Annotated in this window: 23 protein-coding genes; 12 read left to right on the forward strand and 11 right to left on the reverse strand. The window is 55.3% G+C overall.

Going from position 1 to position 23,216, the window contains the following annotated elements:
• Window positions 1-76 precede the first annotated feature (76 nt).
• The 4 genes from Q3A88_RS14505 to Q3A88_RS14520 all read right to left on the reverse strand — a co-directional run bounded on the left by Q3A88_RS14505 (window position 77) and on the right by Q3A88_RS14520 (window position 4,460).
• On the reverse strand, window positions 77-1,147 hold the full coding sequence (locus Q3A88_RS14505; RefSeq protein ID WP_014915548.1) for a sigma 54-interacting transcriptional regulator: 1,071 nt from the start codon (window positions 1,145-1,147) through the stop codon (window positions 77-79).
• Between the two features lie 378 nt (window positions 1,148-1,525).
• Window positions 1,526-2,167 carry a response regulator transcription factor gene (locus tag Q3A88_RS14510; protein WP_317178172.1) on the reverse strand — a complete coding sequence of 214 codons (642 nt, stop codon included), beginning with the start codon at window positions 2,165-2,167 and terminating at the stop codon, window positions 1,526-1,528.
• 36 nt (window positions 2,168-2,203) lie between these two features.
• Window positions 2,204-3,673 (reverse strand): PAS domain S-box protein, encoded by a 1,470-nt coding sequence (locus Q3A88_RS14515; protein ID WP_317178173.1) that lies wholly within the window; start codon window positions 3,671-3,673, stop codon window positions 2,204-2,206.
• Window positions 3,674-3,914: 241 nt separating this feature from the next.
• Window positions 3,915-4,460, reverse strand: coding sequence for an RNA polymerase sigma factor (locus Q3A88_RS14520; protein ID WP_317178174.1), 546 nt, complete (start codon window positions 4,458-4,460; stop codon window positions 3,915-3,917).
• A gap of 338 nt (window positions 4,461-4,798) precedes the next feature.
• Between Q3A88_RS14520 and sctW the strand changes: the two genes are divergently transcribed.
• From sctW to sctU, 11 genes are read left to right on the forward strand one after another with little or no spacing between them, the layout of a single operon-like run.
• Entirely contained in the window at window positions 4,799-6,007 is a 1,209-nt protein-coding gene (sctW, locus tag Q3A88_RS14525) for a type III secretion system gatekeeper subunit SctW (RefSeq protein WP_233990403.1), read from the forward strand.
• On the forward strand, window positions 6,004-8,106 hold the full coding sequence (gene sctV, locus Q3A88_RS14530; RefSeq protein ID WP_110163250.1) for a type III secretion system export apparatus subunit SctV: 2,103 nt from the start codon (window positions 6,004-6,006) through the stop codon (window positions 8,104-8,106). Before sctW ends, sctV begins: the two co-directional genes overlap by 4 nt.
• A 9-nt stretch (window positions 8,107-8,115) precedes the next feature.
• Window positions 8,116-9,051, forward strand: coding sequence for an FHA domain-containing protein (locus Q3A88_RS14535; RefSeq protein WP_317178175.1), 936 nt, complete (start codon window positions 8,116-8,118; stop codon window positions 9,049-9,051).
• The gene (gene sctN / locus Q3A88_RS14540; protein ID WP_317178176.1) at window positions 9,051-10,418 is read left to right on the forward strand and encodes a type III secretion system ATPase SctN; all 1,368 of its coding nucleotides are present in this window, start codon (window positions 9,051-9,053) and stop codon (window positions 10,416-10,418) included. Before Q3A88_RS14535 ends, sctN begins: the two co-directional genes overlap by 1 nt.
• The gene (locus Q3A88_RS14545) at window positions 10,408-10,845 is read left to right on the forward strand and encodes a type III secretion protein (protein WP_233990409.1); all 438 of its coding nucleotides are present in this window, start codon (window positions 10,408-10,410) and stop codon (window positions 10,843-10,845) included. The genes sctN and Q3A88_RS14545 overlap by 11 nt, the downstream gene beginning before the upstream one ends.
• Window positions 10,842-11,375 carry a type III secretion system HrpP C-terminal domain-containing protein gene (locus Q3A88_RS14550; RefSeq protein WP_110163246.1) on the forward strand — a complete coding sequence of 178 codons (534 nt, stop codon included), beginning with the start codon at window positions 10,842-10,844 and terminating at the stop codon, window positions 11,373-11,375. Before Q3A88_RS14545 ends, Q3A88_RS14550 begins: the two co-directional genes overlap by 4 nt.
• Window positions 11,372-12,550 carry a type III secretion system cytoplasmic ring protein SctQ gene (gene sctQ, locus Q3A88_RS14555; protein WP_317178177.1) on the forward strand — a complete coding sequence of 393 codons (1,179 nt, stop codon included), beginning with the start codon at window positions 11,372-11,374 and terminating at the stop codon, window positions 12,548-12,550. Before Q3A88_RS14550 ends, sctQ begins: the two co-directional genes overlap by 4 nt.
• Entirely contained in the window at window positions 12,547-13,200 is a 654-nt protein-coding gene (gene sctR / locus Q3A88_RS14560; RefSeq protein ID WP_010681683.1) for a type III secretion system export apparatus subunit SctR, read from the forward strand. The genes sctQ and sctR overlap by 4 nt, the downstream gene beginning before the upstream one ends.
• A gap of 7 nt (window positions 13,201-13,207) precedes the next feature.
• Window positions 13,208-13,468, forward strand: a complete 261-nt coding sequence (gene sctS, locus Q3A88_RS14565) for a type III secretion system export apparatus subunit SctS (RefSeq protein ID WP_010302163.1) — start codon at window positions 13,208-13,210, stop codon at window positions 13,466-13,468.
• 6 nt (window positions 13,469-13,474) lie between these two features.
• Window positions 13,475-14,278 carry a type III secretion system export apparatus subunit SctT gene (gene sctT, locus Q3A88_RS14570; protein WP_014915560.1) on the forward strand — a complete coding sequence of 268 codons (804 nt, stop codon included), beginning with the start codon at window positions 13,475-13,477 and terminating at the stop codon, window positions 14,276-14,278.
• 10 nt (window positions 14,279-14,288) lie between these two features.
• A complete protein-coding gene (gene sctU / locus Q3A88_RS14575) occupies window positions 14,289-15,368 on the forward strand; it encodes a type III secretion system export apparatus subunit SctU (protein ID WP_317178178.1) in 1,080 nt (359 codons plus the stop codon).
• Between the two features lie 10 nt (window positions 15,369-15,378).
• On the opposite strand, the gene Q3A88_RS14580 is transcribed toward sctU, so the two are convergent.
• The gene (locus Q3A88_RS14580; RefSeq protein ID WP_180785965.1) at window positions 15,379-16,305 is read right to left on the reverse strand and encodes a LysR family transcriptional regulator; all 927 of its coding nucleotides are present in this window, start codon (window positions 16,303-16,305) and stop codon (window positions 15,379-15,381) included.
• Between the two features lie 142 nt (window positions 16,306-16,447).
• Here Q3A88_RS14580 and Q3A88_RS14585 point away from each other — a divergent pair, with 142 nt between their 5' ends.
• On the forward strand, window positions 16,448-17,866 hold the full coding sequence (locus tag Q3A88_RS14585; RefSeq protein ID WP_317178179.1) for a M20 family metallopeptidase: 1,419 nt from the start codon (window positions 16,448-16,450) through the stop codon (window positions 17,864-17,866).
• A gap of 100 nt (window positions 17,867-17,966) precedes the next feature.
• Here Q3A88_RS14585 and Q3A88_RS14590 read toward each other — a convergent pair whose 3' ends face one another.
• The 6 genes from Q3A88_RS14590 to Q3A88_RS14615 all read right to left on the reverse strand — a co-directional run bounded on the left by Q3A88_RS14590 (window position 17,967) and on the right by Q3A88_RS14615 (window position 22,800).
• Window positions 17,967-18,287, reverse strand: a complete 321-nt coding sequence (locus Q3A88_RS14590; protein WP_039358997.1) for a helix-turn-helix domain-containing protein — start codon at window positions 18,285-18,287, stop codon at window positions 17,967-17,969.
• Complete coding sequence (locus tag Q3A88_RS14595; protein ID WP_233990422.1) at window positions 18,280-18,669, reverse strand: type II toxin-antitoxin system RelE/ParE family toxin; 390 nt, start codon at window positions 18,667-18,669, stop codon at window positions 18,280-18,282. The genes Q3A88_RS14590 and Q3A88_RS14595 overlap by 8 nt, the downstream gene beginning before the upstream one ends.
• 78 nt (window positions 18,670-18,747) lie before the next feature.
• Window positions 18,748-19,575 carry a MetQ/NlpA family ABC transporter substrate-binding protein gene (locus Q3A88_RS14600; protein WP_205594067.1) on the reverse strand — a complete coding sequence of 276 codons (828 nt, stop codon included), beginning with the start codon at window positions 19,573-19,575 and terminating at the stop codon, window positions 18,748-18,750.
• Between the two features lie 396 nt (window positions 19,576-19,971).
• Complete coding sequence (gene menC, locus Q3A88_RS14605) at window positions 19,972-21,084, reverse strand: o-succinylbenzoate synthase (protein ID WP_039501167.1); 1,113 nt, start codon at window positions 21,082-21,084, stop codon at window positions 19,972-19,974.
• 41 nt (window positions 21,085-21,125) lie between these two features.
• Window positions 21,126-21,785, reverse strand: coding sequence for a methionine ABC transporter permease (locus Q3A88_RS14610; protein WP_317178180.1), 660 nt, complete (start codon window positions 21,783-21,785; stop codon window positions 21,126-21,128).
• Window positions 21,778-22,800 carry a methionine ABC transporter ATP-binding protein gene (locus Q3A88_RS14615; RefSeq protein ID WP_317178181.1) on the reverse strand — a complete coding sequence of 341 codons (1,023 nt, stop codon included), beginning with the start codon at window positions 22,798-22,800 and terminating at the stop codon, window positions 21,778-21,780. Before Q3A88_RS14615 ends, Q3A88_RS14610 begins: the two co-directional genes overlap by 8 nt.
• Window positions 22,801-23,216: the final 416 nt, after the last annotated feature.

A 23,216-nucleotide genomic window follows, 5' to 3' on the forward strand; every position in this document is an offset into this window, starting at 1 on the left:
GCAGGCCGACTGTTGCCAGTAGGCCTGCCGTCATTGGCTACCGTATCCCGATCGGTAAACGGCAGAGAGTCTGCCCTCATGCCTGACAGGCTTCTCCGCCCCCTGCGCACATTTCTCGCGCCGTCACGTTCAGCACTTTCAGGCGGTGATAAAGCGTCCGCTTGGGGATCCCCAGCTCCACAATCACATCGTCAATGCAGTGGTCGTGGCGGCGCAGCGCATCCTGAATCAGAAATTTTTCAATCCGCTTCAAGCGGTCTTTCAACTGCAAAGGACGCGGATGCAGCAGCGGCTGAATTTCAGCCAAAGGCGACAGTCCCAGCGCCCAGCGATCCGCCGCGGCTTTCAGCTCGCGGATATTACCCGGCCAGCTGTGAGTCAACAGCTGTTCGTGAATTTCCGCCGTCATCGGTGGCAGCGTCATTTTCAGGCGCACAGCGGCTTCCTGACTAAAACGCTGAAACAGCGGCAGAATGAGATCGCTACGGGAACGCAGCGTTGGCAGTTGAATCTTTACGGTATCCAGACGGAAATAGAGATCGCGGCGAAACAGCCCTTTTTCCACCAGTTGCAGCAGCGGCGTTTGCGTCGCCACAATCACACGCATATCCACGGGCGTGAACTGGGTGCTTCCCAGCCGCTTTACGCCACGGCTTTCCAGCACGCGCAGCATCTTGGCCTGCAGCGTCATGGGCATACTGTCGATCTCATCCAGAAACAGAATGCCTTTATCTGCACTTTCCAGATAGCCGGCGCGGGAGCGGTTCGCGCCAGTATAGGCACCCGAAACCACGCCAAACAGTTCACTTTCGGCCAAATTTTCCGGCACGGCAGCGCAGTTCACCGCCACCAGCGGGCCGCTGCATCGAGAAAGTTGATGAATGCGGTTCGCCAGCGTGTCTTTCCCCGTACCGGTTTCACCTTCCAGCACGATGTCGACATTGAGAGGCGCAATAACATTGATGATGGGGGCGAGCGATGAATGAATATCATCAGCTGTGTGTGTGGAATGTCCCGACGATGGCGGGAAATAGTCTACTGACGAGCGAGCTTTTTCTAATGATGGCTTTTCTAATGACGAATGTTCCGATAACGAATGCGCTAATAACGAATCGTGCTGTCTATCCTGACGGTAATAATGATTCATTAACTACTCCTTAAGCCCAAACGGGCTAACTGACTGCCTTCCATAACGTGGTGCCCTACCGTGCATCTGCCGCGTTTCTCCGCATAACGTCGACCTATACATCTCCGGTAGAACGATGATAAGCATTACCGCCATTGAATAATGAAACCATCAGGCATAGCTGAACATCAGGTAGGAATTCCAGAGGAATTTGTAGGGAAATGCCTACAAAAAATGGCCAATATAAGTAAAAACAGTCTGTTACCTCCCTGAATAATTAGCAGGAAAACGAAAAGATATCGTCAGGAAAGCGTAAACCTCAGCAAAGGGATTCACCGACTGTTGAATCCCTTTTATCTGTTATTTCTCGCACAGCGGATTTCCGCTACTATTCCGCAACTAGGGAATGAGCTTCTTACTCACGACATACTTCACAATTTCCACATTGGTGCTGAACTGCATTTTCTCCATCAGACGCGCTTTATGAGTGCTGACCGTTTTGTTGCTGATGGCCAGCTCATTGGCGATGGCGTTGATGCCCATCCCCTGCGCAAACATAATCATGATTTGGTGCTCTCTGGCCGTCAGCACATCGTGCGCGGCTCTGTCACCTTCCGTGTAACTGGAAAACACCAGTTGCTCGGCAATCGTATGATCGATATAGCGAGCGCCCTGCGCCACGCGTCGGATCGCCGACAGCAGCGCTTCTGGGTCTTTATCTTTGGTGATGTAACCTCTGGCGCCACTCTTCAGCGCATGCTGCGCAATTTGCGCTTCACTGTACATGCTGAGCACCAGAATCGGCAGACGCGGATATTGCGCCACTACGCGTGAAATCAGCGCTTCACCGCTGATACCGGGCATCGACATATCCAGCAGCAGCAAATCAGGGGTAACGCTGCGCAACTGCGCCAGTACCTGTGCGCCATTTCCCGCTTCGGCGACGACGCTCAGCGAGTCATCCAGCGCAAAGATCTGCTTGAGACCTTCACGCATGATGACGTGATCGTCGGCGATCATTAAACGTATTGGTTTGCTCATCGCTCATTTCTTCCTTTTGTTATTCTTATCCCGCGGTTAGCGGGTATGGCCATTTTTAGGAAACGTTAGCTGCACCAACGTGCCTTTGCCGGGCGCGCTGTCAATAACCACTTCGCCTCCCAGCATCCGTCCGCGTTCTTTCATGCTCATGAGTCCGAAAGCGTTTTTATTTTTAGCGCGGGAATCAAAACCTTTACCGTTGTCCTTCGTGCACAGCACCACGCAGTCCTGCTGGTTATCCAGCGTAATGATGACCTGCGTGGCAGCGGCGTAGCGCGCCACGTTAGTCAACGACTCCTGCACGACGCGGAAGGCCGCCGTGGTGCTCTCGTCATTGAGCGCCAGCGGTTCTCCCGACGTTCGCAGCAGACAGGTTGCACTGTAGTGCCGGTTAAACTCGTCACACAGCCACTCCAGCGCGGGCGTCAGCCCCATATTCAACACATTCGGCCTGAGCCGGGTCGACACGTTACGCACCACCTGGATCGTTTGGTCAGTCAGTTGCATCAGCTTTTGCAAATGCGCCTGCATCTCTGGGTTTTCCTTGGCAAAACACATGCGCATGAGCGACAGGCTCATGCGGATCGTGGTCAGGTGCTGCCCCAGCTCATCGTGAATTTCCTGAGCGATATGCTTACGCTCTTCTTCGCGTGAAATCTCACGCTGGCGCGCCAATAAACGCAGTTGCATGTGCGAATCGGCCAGTTTCTTCTCCGCATAGCGAATCGCCGTAATATCCCGTCCGACGGTCAGAATAGACACCAGCGCGCCGTGCTGATCGAACTCAGGCACGCAGCGAATATGGTGAATATGGTGATGACGCTGCTCACCTCTCCCCAGCTCTTCCATGACTTCACCCTCTGCACTGCTGCGGGTATCGACAACCAGCCGCACCAGCTGTTCCATGCGGATCGCACAGCCCACGCCGGGCATCAGTTCCGTAATCATACGGCCCCGAAGTTGCTCTATGGTGAAATCCAGATGTTTCAGACTGGCGGGGTTGGCGTACAGGCAGTTCAGGTTGGCATCGAAGCGGATAATCAAATCCGGCGTGTTCTCAACCAGCGCGCGAAATTCCTGTTCTCGCGCGTAAGCCAACTGCTCGATATGTTTACGTTCCCTGATATCTCTGACGACACACATGTTGTAGCTACGTCCTCTGTGTTGGAAATGCGTGAGATTGACCTCGACCGGAATCGTCATGCCATGGCGGGTGAGGTGCTTAGTTTCAAACGTGGTGCCGACGCCCAATGCGTATTCATGAAACCAGTCGGGCGAGCTATGCTCAGCGACCCATTCGGGATCGATATCGGCAACGCTCAAATGCATGAATTCCGTAATGCTGTAGCCCAGCGTCTGGCTGGCAGCTTCATTGACGTAACAAAAACGCTGATCTTCGTTGACGATATAAATCGCGTCCTTGATGCGGCCAAATGCAAAATCCACCAGTTCAAGCTCGGGGGCTTTGGTTTTCTCATCGGGACGAAAAGGTTGGGTGAACATCATTGCCATCTCCTTATTTGAATTAAGACTGTTGTGCAGCCACCCGCCGTGCAGGTAGCGCAATACGGCGTCTCAACATTCCAGAAGATGGACAGGGAACCCTGCAACGGCATCAATGCGACCTGATATCACGGCGTGCGACCACGAACTGAACGGCAACCGCCATCATTAAATAAAGCGGTCACCACCTCAGTCAGTGAAAAACGGCGGGTGCAGGCGCGTCCTTTCGTCCCGTGAAATACCGTCAGGATTCAACAGCCTGACGAATCACACTTCGGGCACGAGACAGCCGCGACCGCACCGTACCGATCGGGATCTCCAACTGCAACGCAAGATCCTGATAGCTGGCATCGGTATCCAGCAATTGCATCAGCATCTGACGGGTATCTTCAGGCAGTGAGACGATGGCATCCATCGCGCGTTTCAAGGACCGCTGACTTTCGGTGATAGCACCGAGATCGAGTTCTATCGCGATATGTTCCAGCATCTCATCGCCCATTTCCTGAGCGCGCTGGCGTGCCTGCTTGAAATAATTGCGAACCAGGTTGAGGGCAATACCGAATACCCACGTCTCCGGCCGCGATGCTCCCGCAAATTTATCCTGATGTTTGAGCACTTCCAGATAGGTCATTTGCTGTAAATCCTCCACGTCGTCACGGTTGCTGACGCGCTTGCGGATAAAGTTATGCAATTTCTTTCCGTGTTGACGAAACACCTGTTCCCAATCGACAGATAACGCTGGGTAAAGCGAAGGGGTCTGTTCGATGTGTTTCAGGGTAGACATTTCCATTTGCTGACTCTCCGTTGTTGTGCCTCATTGGCAAAAACGGAAGAGCAAGCCTTGTGCCAGCCCGAAAATATTTTTATCACACTGATTTTTAATCAGTTATTTTTCATCTTATCTATTATCGTGCCATTTTTTGCCAGCGCCCACAGTACGAAATTGCAAGTTATTGCAATCCGTAATTGCAATAAGTAACGGCATTTAATCCAATCCGCCATCAAATTCGGCCTGCTCCGATGACTTCACGTCGGGGAACCCATCCTTTTCTGTGTCCACATAGCAATACATTCATACCGCTGCACGTTCACACCACGACACGTAGCCGATTTATTCAGGATGACATCATGATCAAAATACCGACAGTTCTTCCCTCCAGTAGCGCCCTGCCGCGCCCTGTCGTGGTGGATGACGATCCCGTGCCGCAGGCTGCGGTCCAGCAGACAAGTTCTCACCACGCGCCTCCCGGTTCGCCGCTATCCACCTCGATGGAGGAAGTGGCGATGGCGTTTGGCGAGCAGGCCGAACGAAGAAGCAAATCGCTGAACCGACGCCACATCGCCCAGCAGCCGGACGCGCGCGCCGCCGCCAATGTCGAACGGATTGAGAAACTGACTGAACTGTTCAGGATGCTGGAAAACCCGTCGCAAAGTACGCTCGATCAGCAACTGAGCCGGATGCGCGACCTGCTGATGCAGCAAGGCTCACCGTCTCTTGAGGCGGTGCTGGAAGCCGCAGGCAACGATCCGGCGCGCGGCGATATCCTGCTGCGCCACATCCAGCAGCAATCTCCCCAACAGCCTGAGCTGACCGCGGCGGCGGAAAGTGCGTTACAGCAGCTGCATCAGGAGAAAGGGCCGGAAGTCCGAGCCGGTCTGAATACGGCAACGGCCATTGCGCTGTTCAGCACCCAGCCGGAACAAAAACAGGCGATGCGCGATCTGTACTACCAGAAAATCGTGCATCAGCAGTCGGCCAGTGCGCTACTAGACTCCCTGCTGGAACGCTTTGACGCCGCGACGTTTTCCATTGGGCTACGCACGTTACAGCGGGCACTGGCGGCGGATATCGCCTCGCTGACGCCGTCGATTTCGAAAGCCGTTCTCAGCAAGATGCTGAGCAACCTCAATGATTCTCGCCACCTGAGCCATACGCTGTCATCCAGCCAGACGCTGCTTACTCGGTTAGCAAATAAAGTGCCCGCCTTTACGCTCGGTGCCGTGGAGCTAACCCGCCGCCTGATTGGGCTGAGCGCCAACGGTGCTTATGCCCGCGACCTGCATAATCTCGGACGGGAAGTTGCCGGTACGCAGGTACAGCATCAGGCCATGTTTTTCAGCGCCCTGCTGCCGCTCGTCAGCGACCTGCCGCATCCGCTGTGGCGCGACAGTAAAAACCGCCAAACGGCGCTCCAGCTGATACGTGGGATGATTGGCGATATCGCCCAATATGAGAAACAGCAGGCCAAAAACACTCAGCATGATGACCTGACGCAGCGTGATACGGCATCGCGGCAAAAACAGGATGCACGCGATTCGGATAAGGGGCAGCCATGAATCTGTTGATTATCTGGCTGAACCGCATTGCGCTGAGCGCGATGCAGCGCTCGGAGGTCGTTGGTGCCGTCATCGTGATGTCTATCGTCTTCATGATGATCATTCCACTGCCCACCGGGCTGATCGATGTGCTGATCGCGCTCAATATCTGCGTCTCTTCCCTGCTGATTGTGCTGGCAATGTACCTGCCCAAACCGCTGGCCTTTTCGACGTTTCCGGCGGTGCTGCTGCTGACCACTATGTTTCGGCTGGCGATCTCCATTTCCACCACGCGTCAGATTCTGCTCCAGCAGGACGGCGGCCATATCGTTGAGGCCTTCGGTAACTACGTGGTGGGCGGGAATCTGGCGGTCGGTCTGGTTATTTTCCTGATTTTGACGGTGGTGAACTTTCTGGTGATCACCAAAGGTTCCGAGCGCGTGGCCGAGGTGGCGGCGCGCTTCACGCTCGATGCGATGCCCGGTAAACAGATGTCCATCGACAGCGATCTCCGTGCCGGATTAATCGAAGCTCATCAGGCACGGCAACGGCGGGAAAATCTGGCGAAAGAAAGTCAGCTGTTCGGGGCGATGGACGGCGCGATGAAGTTCGTTAAAGGCGACGCCATTGCGTCGCTGGTGATTGTGTTCATCAACATGATCGGCGGCTTCGCCATCGGTGTGCTGCAGCACAACATGGCCGCATCCGATGCGATGCACGTCTACTCGGTATTGACCATCGGCGACGGGCTGATCGCCCAGATTCCCGCCCTGCTGATCTCGCTGACCGCCGGGATGATCATCACCCGCGTCTCAGCCGACGGGCAAAAAGTGGATGCCAATATTGGCCGCGAAATTGCCGAACAGCTCACCAGCCAGCCCAAAGCGTGGATTATCTCCTCCATTGGCATGTTTGGCTTTGCGCTGCTGCCGGGGATGCCGACGCTGGTGTTTGTCACCATCAGTCTGGCATCGCTCGGCAGCGGTCTGTTCCAGCTCTGGCGCATCAAGCAGCAGGGTCAGTTAGATGCCAGCCAGTTGGAAGCGGACAATATACCCGCTGAACAGAACGGCTATCAGGATCTGCGGCGCTTCAATCCCACACGCGCCTATTTGCTGCTGTTTCATCCGGTCTGGCAAGAGCAGCCAACGGCAACGGCGCTGGTGCAGAATATTCGCCGCCTGCGTAACAAACTGGTCTACCGCTTCGGCTTTACGCTGCCATCTTTTGATATCGAATTCAGCGATCGGCTAGCGGAAGATGAATTTCAGTTTTGCGTCTACGAAATCCCCTACGTGAAAGCCACGTTTGTCACCGATCGTCTGGCCGTTGCCAGCGGTGCCGTCGAACCGACGGATACCAACCTCGCCACGCCCGGACCGACGCTGCGGGATGAAAGCCAGTGGCTCTGGTTGCCGCTCGCACAGGTCGCGCAACAGCCGGACGACGTGCCGCGCTGGAGCGCGGATGAGCTAATTCTGGCGCGCATGGAACAGGCCATCCACCGCACCGGCTCACAATTCATTGGCTTGCAGGAAACCAAATCCATTCTGGCCTGGCTGGAAAGCGAGCAGCCGGAATTGGCGCAGGAGCTTCAGCGCATCATGCCGCTTTCGCGTTTCGCCAGCGTGCTACAACGGCTGGCTTCCGAACGCGTGCCGCTGCGATCGGTGCGCCCCATCGCCGAAGCGCTGATTGAAGTCGGTCAGCACGAACGGGACACGCTGGCGCTGACCGACTACGTGCGTCTGGCACTTAAATCGCAAATTTGCCACCAGTACAGCGACGAAAACAACCTTGCCGTCTGGCTACTGACGCCAGAAAGCGAAGAACTGCTGCGCGATGCACTGCGCCAGACGCAGAACGAAACCTTCTTCGCCCTGACGCAGGACTACGCCTCCACGCTGCTCGGTCAGCTGCGGCAGGCGTTTCCGCCGCTCTCGTCGCAGCGCAGTCTGGTGCTGGTAGCACAGGATTTACGCAGCCCGCTGCGCACGCTGTTGCAGGACGAATTTCACCACGTTCCGGTGCTGTCCTTCACCGAGCTGGAATCCACCCTGTCGATCAACGTCATTGGACGTCTCGATCTTTACGACTCCCCCGACCCCTTTAGCGCATAGGAACACACCATGTTTGAATTACGCGTGCTGACTGGTTTACATCGCGGTGCGGCGCTGCCGCTCTGCGGGAACGCCTGGCGTATCGGTGCAGCCGATGATGCCGATCTCGTGCTTTACGATCCCGGTATTGCGCCTTATCACGGCCAGTTGGAGAAGACCGCTGACGGCTGGGCGCTCAGCGCACAGGATGGCGCGTTGTGCAATACGGAAGGCCATACCGTCGAGCAAATTGACGCCCTGCCGCCCGGCACACCGTTTGCGCTGGGGCAGATTTGGCTCTGCGTTGTGGCCGCCGATACCCCCTGGCCTGACGACAGCGAAACGCCTCCAACTGCGGAAGAGGACGTTCCCCCTGCGGAGATGCCTGTCGAGGAACCGCCGCGCCATACCACTACGCCGATTCCTGCCCCTGCCCCCGCACCGCGCCTCCCGCTGTGGGCCAAAGCCAGCTATCTGCTGCTTGGCGCGTTGCTGCTGGTGATAGTGGGCAGTTGGCAGCTACAGGAGAGCGTCGCGATGCCTGCCGCCCCACCGCCGCAGGATACCCGCAAACCGCTCAGCACGCTGCCACAGCTGGAGAGCACGCTGCGTATCATGTTGCAGGAACGGGAACTGAGCACGGCCGTGAAAGTGGCGGCGTATCAGGATCGCGTCACGCTCACCGGACAATTAACGCCGGACGATCAAAAAAAGCTGGAACGGATGCTCGCCCAACTCCACCAACGTTATAGAACCGCGCTGTCCGTGGATAACCGCACACAGCTGAAAACGGAGCAACTGCCGTTTCAGATCGTTCAGGTAACCAGCGGGTCGCGTGCCAACGTCGTCACGGCGGACGGTCAGCGCTTTTTCATCGGCGATGAGATTGACAACCTGCGTCTGGTGAGAATTGACGAGCACCAGATTGAATTCAGCGGCAGACAACAGATAACGGTGAACTGGTAATGCAGACACAACCTTCTTCTTTTCCGCTGCTCGACCAGTGGGTCACGCAGCAGCGCCAGCATCTGGCAGCCTATGCGCCCGTTGAGAAAAAAGGCCGCGTCATGGCCGTCAGCGGCATCTTGCTGGAGTGCAGCCTGCCGCAGGCGCGTATTGGCGATCTGTGCTGGGTGGCTCGTCAGGACGATAGCCAGATGATGGCCGAAGTCGTGGGATTTAGCCCAGACAACACCTTTCTCTCCGCACTCGGGGCGCTGGATGGCATCGCACAGGGAGCCGCCGTAACGCCGCTGTATCAGCCGCACTGCATTCAGGTGTCGGAACGTTTGCTAGGCAGCGTACTGGACGGGTTTGGCCGGGCGCTGGAGGACGGCGGCGAGAGCGCGTTTGTCGAACCCGGTCATACCACAGGCCGCACGCAGCCCGTGCTGGGCGATGCCCCACCACCGACCTCTCGACCCCGCATCAGCCAGCCGCTCCCCACCGGATTACGCGCCGTCGATGGCCTGCTGACCCTCGGTCAGGGGCAACGCGTCGGCATCTTCGCCGGTGCAGGCTGCGGTAAAACCACGCTGCTGGCCGAACTGGCACGTAATACGCCGTGCGACGCCATCGTTTTCGGACTGATTGGCGAACGCGGTCGCGAGCTGCGCGAGTTTCTCGATCACGAACTGGATGATGAACTGCGCAGCCGCACCGTGCTGGTGTGTTCCACCTCCGACCGCAGCAGCATGGAACGTGCCCGTGCGGCGTTCACCGCCACCGCCATCGCCGAGGCTTACCGTGCCGAAGGCCGTCAGGTGCTGCTGATTATTGACTCCCTGACGCGTTTCGCTCGCGCCCAGCGCGAAATCGGTCTGGCACTCGGGGAACCACAGGGCCGCGGCGGGCTGCCGCCGTCGGTCTATACGCTGCTGCCGCGTCTGGTCGAACGCGCCGGGCAAACGGAAGACGGTGCCATTACCGCGCTCTATTCCGTGCTGATCGAGCAGGATTCCATGAACGATCCGGTTGCCGACGAAGTGCGTTCGCTGATTGACGGGCACATCGTGCTCGCCCGACGGCTGGCGGAACAGGGGCACTATCCGGCTATCGACGTGCTGGCCAGCCTGAGCCGCACCATGAGTAACGTCGTGGATACCGATCACACCCGCAACGCGGGCGGCGTACGGCGTCTGATGGCGGCGTACAAACAGGTTGAAATGCTGATTCGCCTGGGCGAGTACCAGCCCGGCCATGACGTGCTGACCGATTCTGCGGTCAACGCCCAGGCAGAAATCACGCAGTTTCTGCGTCAGTCAATGCGCGAACCGATGCCGTATGGCGTGATTCAACAACAGCTCGCCGGAGTCAGCCGCTATGTCCCATAACACCGAGCGCGATGCCGAATTACAGACCGTGTTGAACCTGCTGATGCCGATACGCCGTCAGCGCTTAAGCCGCAGCGAGCGCCAACAGCGGCAGGAAGAACAGCAGTTGAACCGCATTGCGGAACAGCAGCGGCGTCATCAGCAGCAGGTCGAGGCGCTGCGACAGACCAGTCAGACACAGCGCGACCAGTTTGCCCGGGACACTCAGGGGCAATGCCAAACGCTGGAAAATCTGAAAAAAAACCTTGCTGCCGAACAGCGTTTACTCGGCGAAATCGCGACAGAAACGCAGCAGGTACAGGCCACACAGCAGCAGCACCGCGATCAGCAACGTCAGGTTGATCACGCCCGAGATGCCACCCGCCAATGTCAGAAGGCGGTGGAGAAACTGGAATATCTGCTTACGTTACCTCAGGAGCACGTATGAATAACCGACAGATTGCGTCATCCGAATCCAAGGCGACGCAGAACGCGCAGGCCGTGCTGCACGGCAAGTCCTCGCGCACAGACCATTCGCAACCCGATCCACAACATAGGGATTTCTGGGAAGCCTTCACGTTTTCGGACGGCTTTGAAGACGCGTTCTATCAGGACGCGTCTGTCGCCTTAGCACCGGGCGGCGCCGTCAATGCCCCGCTACCGTTGCAGAGTGAGGCACCGGACAGCCCACAATATGTGACACCGTCACAGTGGCAGCCGCTGCAATGTGAGCTGATTGAAGCGATGGACAATATCTGCGCCCCGCCGTTTGCCTTCAGCCTGCAACTGCCGCAGTTGGGCGATATCGATGCGCGGTTAGCCGCGCTGGTACCACGCGGCTGGGATATTTCCCTGCGTTTCAGTCGGGAAAGTTACCACCAGTTAAAAGATCGGCGCGAAGCCTGCCGTCATTCGCTCTCCAGTGCGTTGGACTGCCCGATAAACCTGCGTTTTGACGCCAGAGAGTATGAGCGATGAGCCCGAATTCACCCGACGTCCATTCACCGTACATCAGGTCACTGACGCTACCGACCCTGCGCGTGCAGCACGCCCGCATCCGATCGACGCTGGCCACTGGGCTCGTGCTGCCGTTTATCCGCGACGGACTGGCTGGCCGCCTGCACCTCCAGTTGGCGAACGAATGCGAGTTGGCAGAGGAATCGTCCACCGCGCAGGCCAGCAGTTGGCGTAGCGACATCGGTGATATCTCACTGACCGATCCGTTTCCCGTACTCAGCCTGCTGTCGGACTGCCCGCTGCTGCCGCTTTCTGAATACGATGATGCGACACAGGAGTGGTACTGGACGCTCTACAACCAGTCGCTTAACCCCGTCCTGCGGGCACTGGTCGGGGAAATTTACCCGCTGGACCGTTCTCAGAAAGAACAGGATTCAGCAAAGCAACATGGCGAGGGTGCGCCACTCTGCGCCTGGCTCAGCGTGAGCTGGAACGGCATAACCGTGCGCAGTCGGATGCAGGCCACTGACGCCGTCTGGCTGGTGCTCTTTTCCCGCGCAGACTGGCACCGCCAGCGTCGTGCGCTGCCCGCAGAAATGACTATCGCTATTCCGCTCACGCTGGCTGATGCCGTGCTGCCGCTGTCCGCGTTATGCCGTTTGCGTACGGGCGATCTTATTCTGCCCAATCGTCCGTGGTTTACCCCCTCTGGCGAGGGAACGCTGTCAGCCGGTACGCTGCGCCTGCGCGGCACGCTACAGCTCACGGAACTTGCCCCCTACACCTTTACCGTTACCGTTACCGACATGGAGACTGTCTTAATGCCCTCGTCCGCTACCGACACGATGCTCGCCGATCCCCACTCAGAGGCCTCAGTCCTTGAACTCACACCAATAAGTGACAATGTCACCGAGAATTTACCACCGCTGCCGGTCACCTTACACCTTCGCTGCGGCAGCCTGACGATGACGCTAACGGAATTGCAGCACCTTGCCAGCGGGAGCGTGCTGACGCTGCGCGACGTAGTGCCGGGACAAGCCTGGCTGTATCACAGCGATATCGCACTGGCAAGCGGCGATCTGGTCGATGTGGAAGGCCGACTGGGGCTACAGATTACCCAGCGTTTTTCCTCACCGACGCCAATACTGCCGATAGCGGATGAAGAACACGCCGCCGAACCGGAGCTGGCACCATGACCTCCGGCGCATTCGATCCGTTGATGTTTGCGCTCTTTCTGGGCGCACTCTCCCTGATTCCGCTGATGATGATTGTCTGCACCTGCTTTCTGAAGATTGCGATTGTGCTACTGATCACCCGCAACGCCATCGGGGTACAACAGGTGCCGCCAAATATGGCGCTGTACGGCATCGCGCTCGCGGCAACGCTGTTTGTGATGGCACCGGTGTTTCAGGACATCAGCAAACGCGTGCAGGAAAAGCCGCTGGATATGACCGATATCACGTCGCTTCAGGCCAGCGTGACCTACGGGCTGGAACCGCTGCAAACCTTTATGTCGCGCAACGTTGACCCCGATATCCTCACCCACCTGCATGAGAACAGCCTGCAAATGTGGCCTGCATCGCTATCCGAAAAAGTGAACACGCAAAACCTGCTGTTGGTGATTCCGGCTTTTGTGCTGTCGGAGCTACAGGCCGGATTCAAAATCGGCTTCCTGATCTATATCCCGTTTATCGTCATCGATCTCATCGTCTCCAACGTGCTGCTGGCGCTGGGGATGCAGATGGTCGCACCGATGACGCTCTCGCTGCCGTTAAAGCTGCTGCTGTTCGTGCTGGTCAACGGCTGGACGCGGCTGCTGGACGGCCTGTTCTACAGCTACCTGTGAGGCCACGATGGAAATAATCACGCTTTTCCGTCAGGCCATGGTGATGGTCGTGCTGCTCTCTGCGCCGCCGCTGCTGGTTGCGGTGATTGTCGGCGTGCTGATTTCACTGCTCCAGGCGGTGATGCAGTTGCAGGATCAGACGCTGCCTTTTGCCGTCAAACTGATTTCCGTCGGGCTGGCGCTGGCGCTCTGCGGACGCTGGATTGGCGTAGAGCTGATGCAGTTGGCTATCACCGCATTCAACATGATTGCGCACACCGGGGTATAAATCCGCATGATCGCCACCATTCAGCACGTTTACGACTTTATCATTGCCATTACGCTCGGCATCGCCCGACTGTATCCTTGCTTTATTTTGGTGCCGGTTTTTTCACTCAACGTGTTGAAAGGCATGACGCGCAACGCCGTGGTGATTTCCCTGACGCTGCTGCCCGCCCCCATCGTGCAGCAACAGCTTCTGCTGACGCCACTGTCCTGGCCGATGCTTCCCGGCCTGTTGCTGAAAGAGGTTATTGTCGGGTTACTCATCGCGTTGATTTTGGCGATGCCGTTCTGGCTGTTTGAATCCGTCGGAGCCCTATTTGATAACCAGCGCGGTGCGCTCATGGGCGGCCAGCTCAACCCCGCGCTGGGTTCGGACGCCACGCCGCTCGGCCATCTGCTGAAACAGACGCTGATTCTGTTGTTGATTATCGGTATCGGCCTGAAAGGGCTGACGCAGCTAATTTGGGACAGCTACCAAATCTGGCCGGTGCTGTCGTGGCTGCCCGCGCCGGGCGAACAAGGCTTTGAGGTGTATCTCAGCCTGCTGGCAGACACCTTCACTCATCTGGTGGTGTACGCGGGGCCGCTGGTTGCGCTACTGCTGCTGTTGGAATTCAGCATTGCACTACTCAGCCTGTATAGCCCGCAGCTTCAGGTATTCGTCCTATCTATTCCGGCCAAGTGTCTGGTGGGAATGGCATTTTTCATCATCTATCTGCCCGTGCTGCAATATTTAGGTGACCATAAACTTCAGGGGCTACCGGATCTCAAGCACCTGCTCCCGCTGCTTTTTGCGGCATCGAACAGCGAATAAGGCAGAAGCGATGAGCGAGAAAACAGAAGAACCCACAGAGAAAAAGCTCGAAGACGCGCGCCGTAAAGGAGAAGTCGGGCAAAGTCAGGATGTGCCCAAACTGCTGATCTGCGTCGGCCTGCTGGAGTGCGTACTGGCGTTGGCAGACAGCACGATGGGGAAACTACAAACGCTGGTGCAACTGCCGCTGCAACGGCTGGATGCCCCGTTTGCGCAGGTGGCGAAAGAGGTGTTCCACGATGCCGCCGTGCTGGCGGGCACGCTCTGCCTGTTAGCCGCCGCCATTGCCGTGCTGCTGCGCGTGGTCGGCGGCTGGCTCCAGTATGGTCCGCTGTTTGCCCCCGAAGCGCTGAACCTCGATCTCAACCGCCTGAACCCGATCAACCAGTTCAAGCAGATGTTTTCGATGCGCAAGCTGGTAGAAATGCTGACCAATATCCTGAAAGCCGTGGTGATCGGTACCGTCTTTTATAAAGTGGTGGTGCCGGAGCTGGAAGCGCTGGTCGAATTGGCCTATGGCGACCTGCACGGCTTCTGGCAAGGGGTTAAAGCGCTGCTGATGCGCGTTGCCCGCACCACGCTGACGGCACTGCTGGTGCTGTCCGCACTGGATTTCGGTCTGCAAAAGTATTTCTTTCTCAAGCAGCAGCGAATGAGCCACGAGGATTTACGCAACGAGCACAAGGATTCCGAAGGCGATCCGCATATGAAAGGTCACCGTAAATCGCTGGCGCATGAACTGATGAACGAACCTGCCGCGCCACGCCCCAAAGCCAAGGTCGAAGACGCCGATATGCTGCTGGTTAACCCGACGCACTATGCGGTGGGGCTTTACTATCGCCCCGGTAAAACGCCGCTGCCGCGCATTTTATTCAAGGGGGAAGACCGCGCGGCGCAGGAACTTATTGCGCAGGCGCAAAAAGCAGATATTCCGGTGATTCGCTTTATCTGGCTGACCCGCACGCTGTATCGCACCACGCAGGAAGGTCACTACATTCCGCGCGAAACGCTTCAGGCCGTGGCGCAGGTGTATCGCGTCCTGCGCCAGCTCGAAGACGAGCAAAAACGCGACATTATTGAGATGGAGTGAAGGCGGATAGTTAGCTTTCCGCGATCTGACTCAGATAATACGCTTCCCCCTGACGCAGCTCCGCCATCATGAAATCAAGGAAAGCCTGTTGCTGCGGCGCGTGCGCTTTGCCTGCCAGCGTTTGGATTTGAAGCGAGCGCTGGTCAAGCTGCTTAATATTCAGCGGTTTAAGCCGCATCGGCTGCTGTAAGCACTTGTACATCACAGAGTAGAAACTACAGGCGGTGACTGCTCCCGGCGTGCTCATCGCATAGTAATAAAGCGTGGTGAAGTTGTTGCAGCACAGCGTCGGTTCCAGAAAGGTGCCGTTCATGCGGCATGAGAGGTCAAACAGCTGCCGCAGCGTGGTCGAGGATTCCGGCAAAGCCAGCGGGAAAAGATGCAGATCCGCCAGTTGAATAGACTGCTGCGCCAGCGGATGATCGTCAGACATCAGTAGCATCAGCGGCGCAGGCAGCGCCAGCTCCACATTCACGCCCTGCTCAGGTGCCAGCGCAAACTGGAGTGCGATATCCACTTCACCATTGCGGATCATCTGGGACACCTGCATCGCCGAGTCCACTTTCAGCGCAAAGGTAGTATCCGGGTCATGCTGGCGAAAACGTGCAAATAGCGTCGGCAGCAGATCAAATGCCATCCCCTCCGTGCAGCCGATACGCAACAGCGCCCGCCGGCTGGCTTTCAGCCCCTGAATCTCCGCCACGGCGGCATCCATGTCCATCATGCTCTTACGCACGTGATTTTCCAGAATGCGTCCCGCATCGTTTAACACCATACCGCGCGCATGGCGCTCGAACAGCGGCACGCCGATGCGTTCTTCCAGCCGCTGGATTTGGCGACTGATCGCAGAAACGGCAACAAACAGGTGCTGACTGGCGGCGCTGAGCGAACCGGTGGTGGCAACCACCAGAAAATAACGAATCTCGGAGCTGTGCATGGCGGCGTTCCTTTCAGACATCGCGGGGGATTCGCAGGTTTATATTAAAAGCAAAGCTTAATTGCAATTTTTATTATTGTTGCAAAGCTCGTTTTTTCTTTAAATATCGGTAACTTCGGCACATTATCCAGCAAGGAAAGGCATGACCAGCGCAGACCTTATTCGTATCGCCTGTGAACGTTTCGATCGCGGAGAATTTAAACAGACGCTGGCCCGGCGTATTGCCCACGCCAGTGAGAGCCAGAAAGCCGGTAATCATCCCGCGCTGAACCGCTATCTAACCGACGAGATCCAGCCCGCCTTGCAGGCGATGGGATTCAGCGTAAGGCTGATTGCCTCGCCAGATGAACGTCATCCCCCTTTTCTGCTGGCCGAACGCATTGAAGATCCCAGCCTGCCGACCGTGCTGTCTTACGGCCACGGCGACGTGGTTTTTGGTGATGAAGAAAACTGGCTCGATGGGCTCAAACCCTGGGAATTAGTGGAAGAAGGCGACCACTGGTACGGACGCGGCAGCGCCGATAACAAAGGCCAGCACAGTATTAACCTGATGGCGCTGGAGCAGGTGTTTCAGGCTCGTGGGCAGCGTTTAGGCTTCAACTGCAAACTGCTGTTCGAGATGGGTGAAGAAATTGGCTCACCGGGGCTGGCCGAGCTGTGCCAACAGCACAAACAGGCACTGGCGGCCGATATCTTTATCGCCTCCGACGGGCCGCGCCTCAGCGCAGAGCGTCCGACGCTGTTCCTCGGCTCTCGCGGCTGCATCAATTTCCGTTTGCGCATCAAAGCACGCGATCAGGCATACCATTCTGGCAACTGGGGCGGACTGCTGAGCAATCCGGGTACTCAGTTGGCGAACGCCGTAGCGAGTCTGGTTGATGGACAAGGACGGATGAAGATCGACACCCTGCTGCCACCTCAGCTAACGCCGGCGCTGCGCGAAATCCTCAGCACGATCGATCCCGCCGGCAATGAAGGCGATCCAGCGATTGATGAAAACTGGGGCGAGGACGGTCTCACGCCTGCCGAACGGCTATTTGGCTGGAACACGCTGGAAGTACTGTCGTTTATTACCGGTAACCCAAACAAGCCGGTGAATGCGATTCCCGCCGACGCCACGGCGATTTGCCAACTGCGCTTTGTGGTCGGCACCGACTGGCAGCATCTGGCGCAACATGTGCGTCAACATCTCGACCAGCACGGCTTTACGCAGGTGGACGTTGAGGTGCTTAACACCTCTCCGGCGACGCGCTTTAACCCTGAAGATCCGCTGGTGAACTGGACGCTGGCACTGATACAACATATCAGCGGCAAACAGCCCGCGCTGTTACCGAATTTGGGCGGATCGCTGCCTAATGACGTTTTCGCCGACATCCTCGGCCTGCCGACGCTGTGGATCCCCCACTCCTATCCGGCATGCGGTCAGCACGCGGTCAACGAGCACCTGCTGAAATCCGTCGCCCGCGAAGGGTTAGCAATCATGACCGGCCTGTTCTGGGAACTGGGGGAGCAAGGCCATACGCTATTAGAAGAACACAGAGTGTACGTACGTCAGAAGTGATGTTTATAACCTGAACACAATGTTTATAAACGCGAACGTGGCCGTACTAGACGGCCACTAAGCGCAATGAAACAACCAGCTATCTTTCTTAACCGCATCATCAAAGAATAGCACTTAAGCCTTTTCTCTCGATGACCTCCAGTATTCGTAACGCCGCACCCGTTGGGGCACTTACTCCACGTTCCCATTTCTGAACGCTGTTGGCCGACATATTAATGATGCCAGCCAGTTGGCTTTGACTAATTTTTTCACGCTCACGGATAGCCCGCACTCTGCTCGCATCCATACTGGCACGTGATTCCGTTTTTTGACTTTCCGCTACCAGACGATTGATAGCGTCAAGATCGACGTCACTGGCCGTACCTGCGGCATGTTGACGCTGAATCATGCTCTGTATATTTAATAGGCGCTTATCAACCATTTATCACCTCAACAAGCTCTTTGTTTTTAAGGTCTGTTTCGAGATCGGCATCAGATTTATTTTTAAACACCGTTGACGCAATTTTAAAAGCCGCCCATACATCATCGGGAATTTCTTTCCCACGCATTGATACCGTGTTTTTTTCCCATCCTTCAAAGAAAAACACCTTACCTTCTCGATGGTAAGCCACGATTGTCCGAGCACCGCCACGTTTACCCAGACTGGTAGCAACGCGCTTTTTATAAACACCACCACCGAGACCTCCTTTATCGGGATAATCAATAATGTCTGCCGCAATATCACGTAACTGCTGATCGGTTATGCCTGATTTTCTACGAGATTTATTGTAGTGACGCTCAACAAAAATCCTTTTTTGTCCCATAAAAGAATGCCCGATATTACTATGGTAATAACTACCATAGTAATATCGGGCAATAGCGTCAACCGGTTCGGGAGTCGTTTATTCGGATTGCGTACCTTTCTTCTTCATCCACTCCGGCTTCTGGAACGCGTGGAACATGGAGTTTTTGTCCTCAAAGAACGCAGCGAATTCCGGGGATTGAACGGCGGCTTTCAGATCCTGAGCAAACGGTTTGTCGGCATCTTCCGCACGCACAACGATCATGTTTTTCAGGTCTTCCGGCAGCACATCCAGTTGAATCGCGTCAGACAGATTCAGGCCAGCAGAAATCGCGAAGTTGGCGTTAATCAGCGAGCCCGTTACGCCGCCCAAAGCACGCGGCAGCTGCGCAGCTTCCAGCGGTTTAAACACCAGCCCTTTCGGGTTTTCAGTGATATCACGCAGCGAGGCTTTGGTCGGTGTAATGTCTGGATTGATCTTGATCAGGCCGTATTTTTGCAGGAAATCCAGCGAACGAGCCAGATTGGACGGATCGTTTGGCAGCGTGACGATATCGCCCGCTTTCAGCTCATCCAGCGAGCGTACTTTGTTGGAGTAAAAGCCCATGCTGGCCGTCGGCACGGTGATCACTTCCGCCAGTTTCAGCCCTTTATCCGCGCTGAAACGATCAAGATAGCGGCGGTTTTGGAACAGGTTGGCGTCGATACTTTTGTTCGACAGTGCCAGATTCGGCTGGATGTAGTCGCTGAATTCGCGCACTTTTACCTCGTAGCCTTTTTTCACCATTTCCGGCTTGATCGCTTTCGTGACCATGTCGCCATACGGCCCCGGCGAGACGCCGATGGTGATTTCTTTACCTGAATCTGCTGCGTAAGCCTGAGAGATACCCAGCGCCAGCATGAGTGGAATGAGTTTTTTCAATCGCATCGTCGCGTTCCTGTCTGTCCGATTTAGTCAGTCTTTACCATTATTTGGGGCGTAATAGGTGCCATGATATTGATGACGAAGTAAGGCGGGCAGAGAGCGTGGGTAGATCGTAAAGACGCTGTAAATACATCCCTGTACGCTCGAGCCGCGCAATATGAATCTCATCCCGAGATTCACCCTTACAGGGCCGTCGCAAGCGACGTTCAAAAGCGTCATTGACGCTTTTGTCCCTGGCGCGGACGCTTTACTCTTCTATCCCACGCTCTCTGCTGCCATGTCGTATAACGGTTATGGGCGTCGTAGCGCCCTATTCTATTTTTATAACGTTATTCCCTGGTGTTGGATAACGTTTTACTGCTCACATGCCTTACTAAAAAAGGCTTACTCAATAATCAGTTAAAACAAAAAGGTTTCCTGTCCGTAGCAATATTTGTCGTACAGCTCAGGGTTAATCTCGAAGCCGATTCCCGGTTTATCTGGCACTGCGACGCAGCTGTCTTTGTCTAATTCGACAAACGGCAGCATGAAGTCTTCATGCCAATAGCGGGAAGATGGCGGAATATCGTGCGCGTAGATAAAGTTCGGCAGCGTAGATACCGCGATGTTGTGTGCTTTACCGACCGCCGTATCCAGCATACCGCCGCACCACACCGGAATATTGTGGGCCTGACAGTAGTCATGAATCAGCTTGGTTTCAGTAATGCCGCCCACGCGCGCGACTTTAATATTGATAATTTTGGCGCTGCCCAGCTCGATCGCCTTACGCGCATCCTCTACCGACGCAATACTTTCATCCAGACAGATAGGCGTATTTACCGCCGCCTGCAGTTTGCGGTGGTCGATAATATCGTCGTGCGCCAGCGGCTGTTCAATCATCAGCAGATTGAATGGATCAATGCGCTTAAAGAAATCGATATCGTCCAGCGTGTAGGCAGAATTGGCATCCACCATCAGCGTGATATCACCAAACGCCTGACGCAGCGCCAGAATATAGTCGTAATCTTTTCCCGGCTTGATCTTTATTTTGATGCGCTTGTAGCCTTCATTCAGGAAATTATCGACCACGCTGACTAATTTATCGGGTGTTTCCTGAATACCAATACTCACGCCCGCTTCGACTTTATCCCGTACTCCACCCAGTAATTGATGCAGCGGTACGCCTTTTATCTTCGCGTAAGCATCCCAAATACCGCCTTCGATGGCCGCTTTGGCGCAGTTATTACGCTTTACCGGGGCGAAAATATCACGCACCTGCGAAGGATGCTCAATATCCCCAGCTTGCTTAATCATCGGGATCAGGAAGTCACGCATAATATGCCAGGCGGTGACGTTGGTTTCTTCGTTATAAAACGGCAGCGAAATTGCCGAGCAATCTCCGTAACCAATCTGTCCGCCAGCATGCACTTCCGCGATGGAGAAGTGTTTCTCCGTCTGCGTCGCAAAGCTGGTCGTAAATGGCGTTTTCAGCGCCATTTTCATTTTTCTTAATACAATTTTGTCTATTTTCATGACATCTCTCTGCTGCCCTGAATACCCTATTCTGTCGTGGTTTAGCGGCGTTCGCGCTTATTCGCCCGACGCGATAACATATCGCCCAGCGTTTGCACGACCTGCACCAGCACCACCAGCGCAATTACGGTCACCACCATCACTTCAGTTTCATAACGGTAATAGCCGAAGCGAATCGCCAGATCGCCGACACCGCCGCCGCCAACAATCCCAGCCATTGCCGAATAACCGATCAGGCTGACCAGCGTGATCGTCAGGCCGCGTAATAATCCAGCCAGCGCTTCCGGTAACAGCACGGTCGCAATGATACGCGTCGGGCTAGCACCAAAGGCTTCCGCCGCTTCCACAATACCCGGATCGACTTCGCGCAGCGCGGAATCCACCAGTCGAGCATAAAAGGCAATCGCCGCCACGGACATCGGCACTGCCGCTGCCACGGGCCCTATCGTGTTCCCCAGCAGAAACTGCGTTAATGGCAACAGCAGCACCAGCAAGATCACAAACGGGATCGAACGGATAATATTCACCAGAACAGTCGAGACCAGATAGATAAAACGGTTCTGCCAGAATAAATGACGATCGGTCACATAAATCGCGATACCTAACGGCAGGCCGAATATCACCGCACACAGCGTTGAAATACACACCATCGTGAAGGTTTCACCGAAGGCGAAAACTAATTCACCAAATAACTCAGCCATTGATGACCTCTACCCCAAAGGTATTCTGTCGAATATAAGCAATAGCGGCTGCGAGGTTATCCGCCGCCGGATCGTCACGGTATGAAAGCTGGGCGATAATATGCCCCAGCGCGCGATCGTTAATGTATTCAATATTGCCGTGCAGAATATTTACCGATACCTGAAACTGCTGTGCCACGTCGGATAATATCGGTTGTTCTACCGAATCATCAGCAAAGAGTATTTTCAGCAAGACGCCTTTATTATTCAGCTTAAAACGTTCCGGTAATTCGACCGGACTGGTATGGCTAACCAGTTGTTTGGTGTAGGCATGCTGAGGCGAAGAGAAGATCGTAAAGACGTCGCCCTCTTCCACAATATTGCCGCCCGTCATCACCGCCATGCGCTGACAAATACTTTTAATCACGCTCATTTCGTGGGAAATAAGTACGATCGTGATACCTAATCGGACATTGATGCTTTTCAATAGCGCCAGAATAGACGCCGACGTTTCCAGATCCAGCGCGGAGGTCGGTTCATCACACAGCAGCACTTCGGGATGGTTAGCAATCGCGCGAGCAATGCCCACACGCTGTTTCTGCCCACCGCTCAGCTGTGCCGGATAAGATGTCCCCTTGTCCTGCAACCCGACCAGCGCCAGAATTTCCGGCACGCGTGAGGCGATGTCTTCTTTGTTCTTCCCCGCGGCACGCAGGCTGAACGCCACGTTGTCATAAACATTGCGGGTATGCATCAGATTAAAATGCTGGAATATCATCCCGATACGCTGCCGATGCTGACGCAGTTCACGGCCGGACGCATCGCTAATCAGCGTATCGCCCAGAAACACGCGCCCTTCGGTTGGGCGCTGCAATAAATTGATCGTCCGCAGCAGCGTACTTTTTCCTGCGCCGCTGGTGCCGACAATCCCAAACACTTCACCCTGTTGAATGGTCAGGTTGACGTTGTTTACCGCCCTGGACTGTGCTGCTTTACCGGCGGGAAAATCAACGCTCACGTTTTCTAACCGAATCATTACCTGACTCACTCCTGCTGTTACTGACTATTTTATTGGCATACGCAAACGTATGCCTGTTTGATGTAGGGAAATCATTATTCGTGGGTAAAATCATTTCGCATTAGTTGACGTTGAACCTATCCCACAGGACTGTTTCACTTGCCATTTTTAACAGGGGTAGGCTCGCCATCGCCTTTTTACGTTGAGGAATAACCGGGCTATTTATGTCTGCCATTTTTGTTATAATTAGATTAATTGCTTATAAATCAATGAAATATTAAAAAATAATCGTCTGTTTAAAGTAGAGAGAAATGAGCTTTGCGTCAATGATAAAAAAAGCAAATCACCTTTCTGTTTTTTAGAAACTCTTTTATGTCTTTTTCTTCTATATAGGTAACTACCGTCCTCAGTCACCCTTGTGAGATTCATGGCGT

This window comes from Pectobacterium sp. HCp5_1 (assembly GCF_032905925.1).
In the GTDB taxonomy this organism is placed as follows: domain Bacteria; phylum Pseudomonadota; class Gammaproteobacteria; order Enterobacterales; family Enterobacteriaceae; genus Pectobacterium; species Pectobacterium brasiliense_A.